Origin of the sequence: Cytobacillus firmus NBRC 15306, assembly GCF_001591465.1 — a bacterium.
Classification (GTDB): domain Bacteria; phylum Bacillota; class Bacilli; order Bacillales; family Cytobacillaceae; genus Cytobacillus; species Cytobacillus firmus.
Genome location: NZ_BCUY01000026.1, coordinates 1 through 12035, shown reverse-complemented (window position 1 = coordinate 12035; position 12035 = coordinate 1). Strand labels below are relative to the sequence as shown.

The window sequence follows — 12035 nt, the reverse complement described above, 5'->3', positions numbered from 1 at the left end:
TTTTAGAGAGAGAACGACTATTTTATTGAACGGGGAGGGAAATTCATGGACTCCGTTTTTGATGAACTTTATAAAAAATACCATCAGGACGTTTTTCAATTTCTTTTTTATATGGTCAAAAACAAGGAACTGGCTGAGGATTTAGTCCAGGAAGTCTATATAAGGGTATTAAAGTCATATGAAAGATTTGAAGGGAAAAGCAGCGAAAAAACGTGGCTCTTTTCAATTGCGCGGAATGTTGCCATTGATTCCTTTTGCAAGCAAAAGGGCTGGAAACAAAAAATTATAGAGAAATTTGACTGGTCAACTCAGCAGGTGAAGGATGAGCTCCCCTTGCCTGAAGAAATTGCTGTTCAGCGAGAAGAAATTCAGATGATCTATCGCTGTCTGGATTTATGCACCATTGACCAGAGGCTTGTCATTATTATGAGATATATACATGAACTCACCATTACTGAAACAGCTGATTCACTTGGCTGGACTGAAAGTAAGGTGAAGACAACACAGCATCGTGCGTTGAAGGTGCTAAAAAATCATATGGAACATTTTAAGGCAAAGGAGGGAATGGATAATGAAGGAATCAAAGTGGAGCGATGAGCAGCTTCAGGAATTGCTGAGCCAGATGCCTAAAATTAAAGATAATCGTGACCCGAGAGAAATTTATCAAAACATAGAAATCAAGATGGGCAAACAAAAGAAAAGAACATGGATCCTGCCTGCTGCAGCAGTGGCTGCTGCCTTGCTCCTGCTTTTCATTCTTGCCCCAAACCTTATGAATTGGCAGGAGTCTGCTGATAAGCACGTCGAAATTCAATCAGATCAGACACAATCATCTGAACAAATAACAAGTGACAATAACAGCATATCTGAAGCGAAAGACGAAGAGTCAGACCCGGAACCTCTTGCAAGAGAAGAAGATCCACAAGAGGACCATGCGCAGCTTTCCGGTGACCCGGAAAAAGAATCAAACGATGATATAAGCATGAAGTCTGTTTCATCCGAAATAAGCCCTACTGCCGTTTATGAAGAAGACTTGGCTGGAAAAGAATTCCTGACCTATGCGATTCCGGATAAGGAGGCTCAAAATATCGTACCTGTGAGCGTTCTAGTTGATGATGACCCGGACAGGTCGAAATTTGCTTTGTTTGAAGACACGATGAGTAAACTTACTGAAGATGCATGGGGTTTAGAAGAATATTATCCTTTAAAAGCAAATTTAACTCATGACCAGGAAAATAATATCCTGACAGTTGATGTGCCGGTGGATCACCCATATAGTATGTCCTCCACCGCAGAGTTACTTTTAGAGAAGGTTTTGGCGAATATAATGAATAATCTTGATATAGAAAAGATTGACCTCAGAACGGAAGGGAAAGTCGGCATTGAGTTCAGCCATTATGGATATAGAGAGGAATTTATCCCGGAAAATAGCACTGGTAACTTAATTTATTATTTCTTATATCCTAATGGTGCTGATTCAACACCATTCCTGGTCCCGATAAGAGAAGAGCTCAATTCGGTAAAAGATGCTCTGAAAGCCATGAAGCAGAATAGGACTGAAAATAATTTACAGGCATCCATACCGGATGATATTGATTTTGAAATAGAAGAAATTAAGGATAGCAAACTCATAATCCGTTTTAATAATGAATCAGAAATAATTGATAATGCATCAACGCTTCATGCGATCGAAGCAATCCTTCTTACTGCAAAAGACTTCGATTTCGACACGGTCAAATTGGAAAATGCAGATGTTGATAAAATTGGCAAGTTTGATCTTACTGAGGAATTAAAGGTACCGGTAGCAGCTAACAAACGAGATTTGCCAAATTAGAAAGGCGGCCCAATGTGGCCGTCTTTTCCATTTTAGGATAAAGTTCCTCCATATCTGCATAAAAACCATACTGCTGGAAGAATACTAATCACTGTGCTTTTAAGAGCTTTATTGTTAATTGTTCTAAAAGAGTACAAGCTGTCATAGTGTGAAAGAGGGTGCGGAAAAAAAGGCACTCGTACGGATATTTCAGCTGACATCATAGGAGGAAAAGAATGAAGGATTACATAAGGCGTTTCTTTATCGCAGGAATAATGGCTCTTTGTGTGAGTCTGCTATTTCTGGGAGGGAAGCATTCTAAAGCTGCTGAGCCTAAAATTTCTGAGTTGACAGAGCATTGGGTATGGCCGGCAAATGGTGTAATTACAGACACGTATGGGACAAGAAGTGGTCAGCATAAAGGCATTGATATTGCTGGAGATTCCGGCTCTCCGGTTTATGCTGCTGACGCTGGAATTGTGTCCAGGTCGTATTACTCTCAAACGTACGGAAATGTGATATTTATTAAGCATAGCAACCAAACTGAAACAGTATACGCCCATTTGAATAAACGATTATCTGCTGAAGGTGAAAAAGTTGCGCTCGGACAGAAAATCGGAATGATGGGAAGCACGGGTGACTCTTCAGGAGTCCATCTTCATTTTGAAATACATACGCAGGCATGGACAGCTGATAAAATAAATGCAGTTGATCCCACTGTGGCATTTGGCATGGGAGAAGTTGGACAAGCTGTAAATGCAGCGGTAAGAAATGAAAACGCACGTGAAGTTTCAGCCTGTCCGTCTAATTTTGATTCGGGTCAAATAACAAATGATTCAGGGGATACCTACCATATAGTTAAAACCGGGGAAACATTATGGACCATCGCTGTACATTATAATCTGCAGCCCGGGGCTATTGCCGGTTTAAATAATATTAATCCTGATCACATTTTTACAGGTCAAAAGCTGTTGATAGAACCCGGCAAAATTAGCGAATACACTGTTAAACAGGGAGATACTTTAACTTCTATAGCAAAAATGCATGATACAACAGCAGAAGCTATTAAAGAGTTAAACAAAGCAAATTCAGATGTTATAAATATTGGACAAATTCTCATCATTCGCAAAAAATAGAATAGAAATGATTGCAACGCTTTACTCCCTTAAAGTATAATGGGTAAAAAACTGGGGGAGTTAGAGAAATGCTTACAGACTATCATAATCATCTTGAAAATGGCACGTTAAGCCTGGACTATTTAAAAAAATTCACAGATGCTGCAGCCCAAAAAGGGATTGAATCTTTCGGAGTTTCGGAGCATGCATACCATTTCTATCAGACAGCAGACATTTTGCAAAATCCATGGGTAAACGAAAGGCGCTTTTATGATATGAAAGACTATGTGAATGTTTTTCATGAAGCGTGGAGTAATAATATAGATGTGAAAATGTCAATCGAAATGGACTACACGCCGGGCAAGCATGATGAAATGGCGAAGTTCATTAACAGTTACTCATTTGATTATGTGATTGGATCCATTCATTGGGTTGGAGATTTCGGCATAGATCTTGCTGAATTTAGAAAAGAATGGGATAAACGGGATCTTTATGATGTGTATCGTAAGTATTTTGATCAAGTGGTCACATTGGCCGAATCAAATTTATTCGATATTGTAGGTCATTTAGATCTCGTAAAAATCTTTAAATATGTGCCCCAGGACGAAGAGTTTTTGCTGGAACAGTACGATCGTGCAGCAAATGCACTGGCAGAATCCAAGACATGTGTTGAGATCAGCACAGCCGGTCTGCGAAAGCCGGTGGGTGAACTATACCCGGACAAACGTCTCCTGCAGAAATGCTATGAGAAAAATATACCGATTGTTCTTTCATCCGATGCGCACTTTCCTGAACATGTAGGTGCCGATTTTGATAAGGCAATTGCACTTGCAAAAGAAGTAGGATATCAGTCCATCATGACTTTTTCCAAAGGAGAAAGAAAAGAATATCCGCTTGGATAATACAAAAAGGATGGCAGATTGCCTCCTTTTTTTGTATTATCCATAAAAATTCGAATAGGTATGGACTTGCATATATATATGGTATCTAATACAGGTAAACAAATTCCTTCACAGAATAACTTTTTTTCAGTATAATTAATCTGTAATAATAAATACGGTCTATCTTCGGGGCAGGGTGAAATTCCCGACCGGCGGTGATGGGTCAGTCTTGACTCTAAGCCCGCGAGCCTGAGAGAAGCGTTTTGATCAAAAAACGCTTTGCATTTTATTGGGCAGGATTTGGTGCGATTCCAAAGCCGACAGTACAGTCTGGATGGGAGAAGATGGAGGTTCTGCAGACGTTCAAAAAATGCAGGTTTTGAACGTTATTAAGCGTGCCTTTGCAATTCTCCCTCAAGTTATTTTTAGCTTGGGGGTTATTTATTGCGAAGATATTTGCTTAGCCGAACCTTTCTTCTATAGGAGAGATAGTCCTAAAAAGGAGAGAGGAACTTGAAAAAACTTAATATCAAATCAATGGTTGCCATCGGAATGCTAAGCAGCATCTCTTACGTATTAATGCTGCTCAATTTTCCAATCCCGCCGTTTCCGCAATTTTTGATGATTGACTTCAGCGATATTCCTGCATTAATCGCAGCGTTAATCTTTGGCCCGGCGGCAGGAATATTAGTGGAGCTTATTAAAAATATTCTTGATTACTTCATGACAGGGAGTGCAACAGGTGTACCTGTTGGACATATTGCAAATTTTGCGGCAGGCATTTTGTTCGTCTTGCCTACTTATTATGTATACAGCAAGCTAAAGACAAAAAAAGGCATGACGTTTGGGCTCGTAATCGGCACCATGGTTATGGCTGTCATTATGAGTGTGCTTAATTACCTTGTCATACTGCCGGCATATACATTCTTCCTGAATTTCCCGGCAATGTCAGCGCCTGAAATGAGAACCATGATTGTGACAGGGATTTTGCCATTCAATATTTTAAAAGGTTTTATTATTTCAATTGTTTTCATGCTCATTTTTACACGCATGAGAACCTGGGTAGAAAAGCAGGCTGTAATGAAAAGTGCAGCATAATATATAAATTTAAAGCAGCGGCAAATGTTCCGCTGCTTTTTCAATTTGAATTTGAATTGAAAGTATTATAAAAAACTCCCTTTCAAGTTGAAAGGGAGCAGTAGCTTAACAAAGATTAGAGTATGGCTGAAGGATTATTCGTATTTTAGCGGATCGCCATCAAAAGCGTCATCAGCGACTTTGATTGAATCGGTTGGGCAGCCTTCGAATGCATCCATCATATCGTCAATTAATACATCAGGAATCTCAACGATACCCTGGTTATCATCAAGGGTAACAAATGCAATGCCTTCATCATCATAATCATAAATGTCCGGTGCAGCTGCGCCGCAAGCTCCACATGCAATGCATGTTTCTTTGTCAACAATTGTATACTTTGCCATGAAAAAAACCTCCCAAGAATTAAACAATTAATCTTCCATCAAGATGATGGTAACACATTCCTCACATCCTATTGTAAAACTGTATGTTCAACTTTTCAATAGAAAATGTATTGAGAATGCTTATCACATAAGGGTTTAGGCATAATTTACCCTGTTAGAAATAATTAAAACGGCCTGCCGATTTCTTTCATGATAAAATAGATGTAAGAAAATGAAGGTAATGAACAAGAAAAAAATCTTAAGCTGTAAGGTGAACATAATGCATATATCTTATTTGAAAACTGTAATAATGTACTGTGTTAATGAGCTGCAGGGACAAAGAACTATTTATTCCATTTTACATTTGCTGAATGGAAAAAAGTCTTCCCAGACCATCCAAGATGCTCATTTATTTCAACTAACCCCGCTTTTTCGTTCATTTGGAAATTTAAGCAGGGGAGTTCTGGAGCATCTTGCAGAAGAAATCATTAACAGCAGCTGGATGACTGCCATTGAAGAAAAGCATTACATTTTGACTGCAGAAGGGAAGAGAGAGCTGGAAAGATCTCTTTTAGAATGTCCAATACCTTCTTCATTAAACGGATGGCTGTATCATAGTACAGGTGAATTGTTTTGGGAGAGGATTACTCTTTTAATTCAGGTAATATCACATTTAAATTATAACAATGCAAAATACCTTCCTATCCAAAGAAAAAGAGATGTTCATGAATGGCTGAAAGACTTTCTGAGAACATCCGGGATTGCCCGCAATGAAGTTGGGGTTATGCTGTACAGGGAACTTGGCCAGTGCCTCGAAGAGCTAAGTGAAATTAATCCTGCTGTGCTGACATTGAGGCTGACAGGCTATAACCGTATTGGCCTCACAGCTGTTCAGGCATCAGAGCTGCTCCGCATCAATCAGGATTATTACCACCATCAGTTCCTTGGAGCTATTCATCATATACTGGAAAGTGTAAAAGAAAATCCTGCAGAATTTCCGCTAATCGATAAAATCATGAGTGGTTCAGGAAATGAAGTTCAGCTAACATTGTCAGCTCAAAAGACTTATTCTCTGTTAAAACAGGGACTGGACTTGGATGAAATAGCGAAAATAAGAAGATTGAAAAAAAGTACGATTGAGGATCATGTTGTGGAAGTAGCGTTAAACGACAGAAGCTTTAATATCTCTCGTTATGTCTCGGAGGAAAGACAGAAACTGATCATTAACGCGGCCAACATTGCAGATTCCTTGCAATTAAAACAAATACGTCAAATAGTGCCTGAATCAGATTATTTTGAAATCAGATTAGTAATGGCAAAGCTTGGAGAGAGACAATGAGACTGGAAGCGCTATTGCAAAGCAAATTTGGATATCCTGCATTCAGACCGGGACAAAAGGAAATCATTGAATCCGTGCTCGCAGGCAGAAATACTGTTGCCATGCTGCCTACAGGTACAGGTAAATCTCTTTGTTATCAGCTGCCGGGATATATGATTGAAGGCCAGGTGATTATTATTTCTCCTTTGCTGTCCTTAATGCAGGATCAGGCTGAACAGCTTATGATGAATGGGGAAAAAAAGGTGATAGCATTCAATTCTTTTTTATCCCGCTCAGAAAAAAGAAAGGCATTAATTAACCTGAATCAGTATAAGTTTATCTTTATTTCACCCGAAATGCTTTATTATGAATCAGTACTATCTCAGTTGCAGAAATTGTGCATCGCTTTATTTGTTGTTGATGAGGCTCATTGCATCTCCCAATGGGGATATGATTTCAGGCCTGATTATCTAAAGCTTGGCGAAGTGAGACAAAAGATAGGGAACCCGGTTACACTCGCTTTAACTGCCACAGCTACCCGTGAGGTTAAAGCAGACATAAAAAAGTCACTCGGCATACTGGACTGCAGTGAATTTATTTACTCCGTTGATCGTCCTAATATAGCACTGACTGTAGAAAAGGCAGATAATTTCCGTGTGAAAACAGAGAGGCTTGTGGAGCTTGCTGAGACCCTTGAGGGTCCTGGCATTATATATTTTTCCAGCAAAAAAATGGCTGAGCAAACAGCAGATCTGCTGAGGGAAAAAGGAGCTAAAAGAGTGATGGCTTATCATGGGGGAATGGACCACGAAAGCCGCATCCTTGTGCAGCAGCAGTTTATCCACGGGCAGCTCGATCTTATTTGCGCTACAAGCGCCTTTGGCATGGGAATTAATAAAGATAATATCCGGTATGTGATACACTTTCATATGCCTCTTCAGATTGAATCTTATTTGCAGGAAATTGGACGGGCGGGGAGAGATGGAAAACAAAGTATAGCTATTATGCTCTATGCACCCGGTGATGAGCAGCTTCCCCTGCAGATTGCAGAAAATGAATTACCGGATAAGTCTCAAATTGATTGGATCACCGGCTGGATGGAAGAAAACCCGAATGCGATCATGAACATCAGTGCTTATGAAGAGCAAATTAAGCAGCGTTCAGGTTTAACAGATATTCAGTGGAGAATATTTTATGATTTTTTTGAACGAAAAAACAAATCTGGACTGGGTTATAAAAGGATTCTGCAGGAAATGAATGGGTACTTTGAAGACAGAATCAAATTCAAAAGAAATAGCATTGAGGAAGTATACAGATGGATTCACAAGGAAAATTGCCGGAGAGAGAATATTCTTTCCTACTTTGATGAGGAAAAAAATACCTCAGTTCAATTCTGCTGTGATATATGCGGTTTACAATTTGAAAATTTCATAAGAAACACAAAATCAGATAATCAGGATAAAACGTTCTATGATTGGAAAAATCATTTAGAATATCTCCTGATTCCAGGTGAGTGAACCAAAATGAAGAAAAGATACGAGGATATCATTAAGGAATTGACTGACAAGGAACTATTATTTCATCTTTATCTTACTCAGGTGCTTATTTTAGCCATTGCATTCATCCTAAGTATTATATTATTTAACAGCTTTGAAGAATTCCAGGCTCTTTTTGTACTTGATGATATTAATATTCTTGTAATTGGAGCAGCGGCAGGATTGGCTGTTGTCCTGATTGATATTGTCTTGATGAAGCTCCTCCCTGAGGAAATGTATGATGACGGAGGGTTAAATAAGAAAATCTTTCAAAACCGCCATTTTCTTCATATTGCTTTTATTGCAGCCGTTGTGGCTATAAGCGAAGAACTTCTGTTCAGGGGTGTCATTCAGACCCATTTCGGACTTGTGATATCAAGTCTTATTTTTGCGCTTGTTCATTATCGATATCTTTTTAATTGGTTTTTGTTTGTAAATATTATTACATTAAGCTTTTTTATAGGTTATATTTATCATATAACCAATAATTTGCTTGTTACGATTGTTATGCATTTTCTGATTGACTTTCTTTTGGGTATTCTTATTCGAAAACGGTACCTGAACAGAGGAAAATGTAATGAACAATAGTTAACACCAGCATTAAATTAACTTCTAATGATTTTTTTTACAGGAAGGGATGAAACATGAATAAAGAAGACCCTTATAGAGATCAAGCTGAAAGACTACGCAAGAAGATTGACAGAAAACAGGAAAAGGGAGACAGCGGGCAAAAATCCGCTCTGCCGCCGCGGAGCCGAATCCATCAGGAAAAAAGAAAAAAAAATAAATGGAGAGTTAAATACCCTGTTATTCGCCTGCTGGCTTTATTTTTTATCCTGCTCCCGATTACCATTTTCAGCATTTATCAATATGTAAGCAGTGATAAAAGCATTAATACCGGGTTAAATGCAGAATCTGAAGAAATAGGTTCTGAAACGGTCGTTTTTGCCACAAATGATGAAGGTGAAGGGACGACCATAGAAGCAAGAGAAGAGCAGGAAACTGAGAAACCTGAACAAGCTGAGAAACCTGAAAATACTAAAAAAGCTGAAGAGTCACAAGAGCAAGATGCTGCCAGCGACCAGCAGGAAAAACAGACTCCTCAAAAGCCTGATGAAGAAGATAAAGGTTCTGAATCTGCTTCTGAACAGCAGGCCCGTCAAACAGCTTCTGATAGTACAGACTCGTCGAAAACTTCCGGGACACAGGAAGAATTAAATAAGGAAGGCAAAGTTGTCTACCATACGGTTAAACCAAAGGAAACAATCTTTCGAATTGCCATGACCTATTATAAATCCCAATCCGGAATTGAAATAATAAAGCAAGCCAACAATTTGCCGTCAAATGAAATACAAACGGGCCAGGTATTAAAAATTCCGCTTGAGCAATAAAAGAGTCTAAGACATTTGCTGTCTTCTCTCCCAGGCATAGAATAATGTACAAGCTCATACATTATTATGAAAGGGAGGGAGCGTTTTTGGAATCGCCGATTAGAATGCTTGACGAACGTACAGACCAGGCAACTAGAAAAATGCTAGAGAAAGTTGTGGAGAGAAAACATAAGTTTGATCGATTCAAGTCCTGGCATTTGATTGCCATGTGGGCGACCGTTTTTATATCCTTTTTGTTCTTTTTTTATCTTTATAAAAGTGTTATGCAGCCTTACTCTTACTCGTTTGCATCGATGTTTTCGGCCTTTGTCAATCAGTCTGCAAATTTCTATTTACTTGTTTTCACGGTTGGCCTTTATGGGTTTATGAATCTTCTGAGAGAAAAAAGAGATAAAGCAGAAAAAGAATTTCATGCACTAAGGTGTGAAATAATTGATAAGAGCAAAGATCTCTGGAAAAAAGAAGATGAATGGAAAAATCGCCATAACGTTTTCGAAATGATGAAAAAAAATTATGATATAAACCTTTATCATGAAAACAAATGAAAAATAAACCAAATGGAAAAAGAAGCAGCCTGCCTGCTTCTTTTTGTTAAGTATTTAGAAGAATTTCTTTTTATCCCGTTCTTCTTTTAGAATCTCAACGGCTTCTCTGAAGCGCTGTGAATGGATGATCTCTCTTTCTCGTAAAAATCGGAGTCCGTCATTAAGATCCGGGTCATCACTCATATTAATAATCCACTGATAGGTTGCTCTTGCTTTCTCTTCTGCGGCGATATCCTCGTATAAATCTGCAATTGGATCGCCTTTTGCCTGGATATAAGAAGCTGTCCAAGGCACACCTGCAGCATTATGATAAAACAGAGCATTATCATGGTTAGCATAATGGGCATCCAGGCCGGCAGCCTTCATTTGATCAGGCGTAGCATCCTTCGTTAATTTGTAAATCATTGTGGCGATCATTTCCAGATGGGCGAATTCCTCTGTTCCAATATCTGTGAGAAGCCCGATGACCTTATCAGGTATAGTATAACGCTGATTCAAATATCTTAGTGCGGCAGCAAGTTCACCGTCCGCACCCCCATATTGTTCTATTAGATACTTTGCCAGCTTAGGATTGCAAGTGCTTACCTTCACCGGATATTGCAGTTTCTTTTCATAAACCCACATTTTATTCTCAGCCTCCTTTGGAAGTCCGTTAGTAGCCTTGAGCGCCTCCCCATTAAGAAGGCGCCTGAAAATCAACTATACCTGCCATGGCCACGGGGGATCATCCCAATTCCATGGCTGTCCCGAATAGCTGTGGCCAAATTGCATTAATGGACCATATTTGCTTTCAATGGCATTTCTCAGTTTTTTCCGTTCTTTTGCATAATGGTTGAATTGCTTAATGGCTTCTGTATCATTATTGTGAGTATCAAGGTATAAAGTCAGCTCGACAAGAACAAAGTCTACAGCCTGAAGCTGTTCAAGAAGCTGGTAGTAATCTGCGGGTAATTGTTTCATTACTGCTGTCCCTCCCTGGATTTTTCATAGGGACTGTACCATGGATCATAGAAAGCCTTCCGCAGAGTTCCTGTTTTTAAGGCCTGCATTGGTGTAAATTGTTCCAGTCCTGGCGGCTGAAAACCCATATAAAGGTTTGGAGGTGTGGAATAAGTTTTGACCTTTATAGGAGTGCAGGGGTCAAAGGGGCTAACATATGGGTGCCAGGTCTTGCGGAGTGTATTCATCATAATCCCTCCTTTTTATGCGTCATTGAAACTTATGAAAAGCACAGTGATTTTATGATCGTTTACTCCAATAAAAAGAGGGGAAAGTTGAATAAATGGCGAATTAAATGTTAGGTCTAATTAATATTACTCTTGAGGTGATGGCAATGTTTGTGAAAAGTATTATGATCCCTAAACATAACTGTAAAACGATCAGACAGGATGAAGCATTGAAAGATGCTCTTGATTTGCTTGAGGACAACCAGATTGATGGACTTCCTGTGTTGGATGGCGATCAATATGCCGGCATAATTACCAGATATGGAATATATGAGAACTTCTTTTTGTCAGGAAAATCAAAGGAAGAGTTTCTTGGAGGAACACTCGTAAAAGATATTGCCACACATCAGGAGCAATATTTACAGGGGAATGAAATTTTTGAAAAAACACTGCTGGATTTAAAGGATTTTCCTTTACTTGCTGTTTTGGGCGAAAACCGTAAATTTCTGGGCATCGTTACCCGCTTCGATGTTCTGGCTCAATTTCAATCTGCCTTCGGGACGAACAAACCCGGTGTCAGGATTGCGTTTACCTCTGTGGAAGCGGAAGGGCGAATTGCCCGTTTGGCCGAAATCGCCCATTATTTCCATGAACACATCATTTCCCTTGTTACTTTTGATGAAACAGACAAGCTGGTCCGCCGCATCGTGATGAAAGTAGAGAAAAATGATAATATGGATAAGTTCATCAGCCGGCTTGAAAAATCAGGCTTTCGTGTTCTTGATATTACAGAAGATTAATGTATATATAG

The 12035-nt window shown here is 39.2% G+C and carries 15 protein-coding genes and 1 riboswitch; of the genes, 11 read left to right on the top strand and 4 right to left on the bottom strand.

From position 1 onward, the window contains the following. Positions 1-45: 45 nt before the first annotated feature. The 5 genes from sigX (at position 46) to BFI01S_RS09655 (ending at position 4907) form a co-directional block, all read left to right on the top strand. Entirely contained in the window at positions 46-597 is a 552-nt protein-coding gene (sigX, locus tag BFI01S_RS09675; RefSeq protein ID WP_061792436.1) for an RNA polymerase sigma factor SigX, read from the top strand. Further along, positions 572-1834 carry an RsiX family anti-sigma factor gene (locus tag BFI01S_RS09670; RefSeq protein ID WP_061792435.1) on the top strand — a complete coding sequence of 421 codons (1263 nt, stop codon included), beginning with the start codon at positions 572-574 and terminating at the stop codon, positions 1832-1834. The genes sigX and BFI01S_RS09670 overlap by 26 nt, the downstream gene beginning before the upstream one ends. Before the next feature lie 215 nt (positions 1835-2049). After that, complete coding sequence (locus BFI01S_RS09665; protein ID WP_061792434.1) at positions 2050-2949, top strand: M23 family metallopeptidase; 900 nt, start codon at positions 2050-2052, stop codon at positions 2947-2949. A gap of 68 nt (positions 2950-3017) precedes the next feature. Then, the gene (locus BFI01S_RS09660; RefSeq protein WP_061792433.1) at positions 3018-3830 is read left to right on the top strand and encodes a histidinol-phosphatase; all 813 of its coding nucleotides are present in this window, start codon (positions 3018-3020) and stop codon (positions 3828-3830) included. Between the two features lie 157 nt (positions 3831-3987). Continuing rightward, positions 3988-4159: riboswitch (FMN riboswitch) on the top strand. Between the two features lie 163 nt (positions 4160-4322). After that, complete coding sequence (locus tag BFI01S_RS09655) at positions 4323-4907, top strand: ECF transporter S component (protein ID WP_035330106.1); 585 nt, start codon at positions 4323-4325, stop codon at positions 4905-4907. 134 nt (positions 4908-5041) lie between these two features. On the opposite strand, the gene BFI01S_RS09650 is transcribed toward BFI01S_RS09655, so the two are convergent. Beyond that, positions 5042-5290 (bottom strand): ferredoxin, encoded by a 249-nt coding sequence (locus BFI01S_RS09650; RefSeq protein ID WP_026584182.1) that lies wholly within the window; start codon positions 5288-5290, stop codon positions 5042-5044. Between the two features lie 259 nt (positions 5291-5549). Here BFI01S_RS09650 and BFI01S_RS09645 point away from each other — a divergent pair, with 259 nt between their 5' ends. From BFI01S_RS09645 to BFI01S_RS09625, 5 genes are all read left to right on the top strand, one after another. Next, positions 5550-6608, top strand: coding sequence for a YpbB family protein (locus tag BFI01S_RS09645; protein WP_061792432.1), 1059 nt, complete (start codon positions 5550-5552; stop codon positions 6606-6608). Then, positions 6605-8104: a RecQ family ATP-dependent DNA helicase gene (locus BFI01S_RS09640; protein WP_061792431.1), complete on the top strand. Its 1500-nt coding sequence runs from the start codon at positions 6605-6607 to the stop codon at positions 8102-8104. The genes BFI01S_RS09645 and BFI01S_RS09640 overlap by 4 nt, the downstream gene beginning before the upstream one ends. A 6-nt stretch (positions 8105-8110) precedes the next feature. After that, positions 8111-8710, top strand: coding sequence for a CPBP family intramembrane glutamic endopeptidase (locus tag BFI01S_RS09635; protein WP_061792430.1), 600 nt, complete (start codon positions 8111-8113; stop codon positions 8708-8710). A gap of 56 nt (positions 8711-8766) precedes the next feature. Beyond that, positions 8767-9513, top strand: coding sequence for a LysM peptidoglycan-binding domain-containing protein (locus BFI01S_RS09630; RefSeq protein WP_061792429.1), 747 nt, complete (start codon positions 8767-8769; stop codon positions 9511-9513). An 86-nt stretch (positions 9514-9599) separates the two neighbouring features. Further along, positions 9600-10058 carry a YpbF family protein gene (locus BFI01S_RS09625; RefSeq protein ID WP_061792428.1) on the top strand — a complete coding sequence of 153 codons (459 nt, stop codon included), beginning with the start codon at positions 9600-9602 and terminating at the stop codon, positions 10056-10058. Positions 10059-10112: 54 nt separating this feature from the next. Here the strand turns inward: BFI01S_RS09625 and cotJC are convergent, their stop codons facing one another. The 3 genes from cotJC to BFI01S_RS09610 form a co-directional block, all read right to left on the bottom strand. Then, positions 10113-10682: a spore coat protein CotJC gene (gene cotJC / locus BFI01S_RS09620; RefSeq protein WP_061792468.1), complete on the bottom strand. Its 570-nt coding sequence runs from the start codon at positions 10680-10682 to the stop codon at positions 10113-10115. Between the two features lie 75 nt (positions 10683-10757). Continuing rightward, a complete protein-coding gene (locus BFI01S_RS09615) occupies positions 10758-11018 on the bottom strand; it encodes a spore coat protein CotJB (RefSeq protein ID WP_048008141.1) in 261 nt (86 codons plus the stop codon). Further along, positions 11018-11245 carry a spore coat associated protein CotJA gene (locus tag BFI01S_RS09610; protein ID WP_061792427.1) on the bottom strand — a complete coding sequence of 76 codons (228 nt, stop codon included), beginning with the start codon at positions 11243-11245 and terminating at the stop codon, positions 11018-11020. Before BFI01S_RS09610 ends, BFI01S_RS09615 begins: the two co-directional genes overlap by 1 nt. 146 nt (positions 11246-11391) lie before the next feature. Between BFI01S_RS09610 and BFI01S_RS09605 the strand changes: the two genes are divergently transcribed. Further along, entirely contained in the window at positions 11392-12024 is a 633-nt protein-coding gene (locus tag BFI01S_RS09605; protein WP_061792426.1) for a CBS domain-containing protein, read from the top strand. Positions 12025-12035: the final 11 nt, after the last annotated feature.

What these genes read in the sequence shown, in the direction of transcription:
- cotJC (WP_061792468.1), bottom strand. Translation starts at nt 10,682, where the DNA reads ATGTGGGTTTATGAAAAGAAACTGCAATATCCGGTGAAGGTAAGCACT.
- BFI01S_RS09635 (WP_061792430.1), top strand. Translation starts at nt 8,111, where the DNA reads ATGAAGAAAAGATACGAGGATATCATTAAGGAATTGACTGACAAGGAA.
- BFI01S_RS09615 (WP_048008141.1), bottom strand. Translation starts at nt 11,018, where the DNA reads ATGAAACAATTACCCGCAGATTACTACCAGCTTCTTGAACAGCTTCAG.
- BFI01S_RS09645 (WP_061792432.1), top strand. Translation starts at nt 5,550, where the DNA reads ATGCATATATCTTATTTGAAAACTGTAATAATGTACTGTGTTAATGAG.
- BFI01S_RS09610 (WP_061792427.1), bottom strand. Translation starts at nt 11,245, where the DNA reads ATGAATACACTCCGCAAGACCTGGCACCCATATGTTAGCCCCTTTGAC.
- BFI01S_RS09650 (WP_026584182.1), bottom strand. Translation starts at nt 5,290, where the DNA reads ATGGCAAAGTATACAATTGTTGACAAAGAAACATGCATTGCATGTGGA.
- BFI01S_RS09605 (WP_061792426.1), top strand. Translation starts at nt 11,392, where the DNA reads ATGTTTGTGAAAAGTATTATGATCCCTAAACATAACTGTAAAACGATC.
- BFI01S_RS09640 (WP_061792431.1), top strand. Translation starts at nt 6,605, where the DNA reads ATGAGACTGGAAGCGCTATTGCAAAGCAAATTTGGATATCCTGCATTC.
- BFI01S_RS09670 (WP_061792435.1), top strand. Translation starts at nt 572, where the DNA reads ATGAAGGAATCAAAGTGGAGCGATGAGCAGCTTCAGGAATTGCTGAGC.
- BFI01S_RS09660 (WP_061792433.1), top strand. Translation starts at nt 3,018, where the DNA reads ATGCTTACAGACTATCATAATCATCTTGAAAATGGCACGTTAAGCCTG.
- sigX (WP_061792436.1), top strand. Translation starts at nt 46, where the DNA reads ATGGACTCCGTTTTTGATGAACTTTATAAAAAATACCATCAGGACGTT.
- BFI01S_RS09665 (WP_061792434.1), top strand. Translation starts at nt 2,050, where the DNA reads ATGAAGGATTACATAAGGCGTTTCTTTATCGCAGGAATAATGGCTCTT.
- BFI01S_RS09630 (WP_061792429.1), top strand. Translation starts at nt 8,767, where the DNA reads ATGAATAAAGAAGACCCTTATAGAGATCAAGCTGAAAGACTACGCAAG.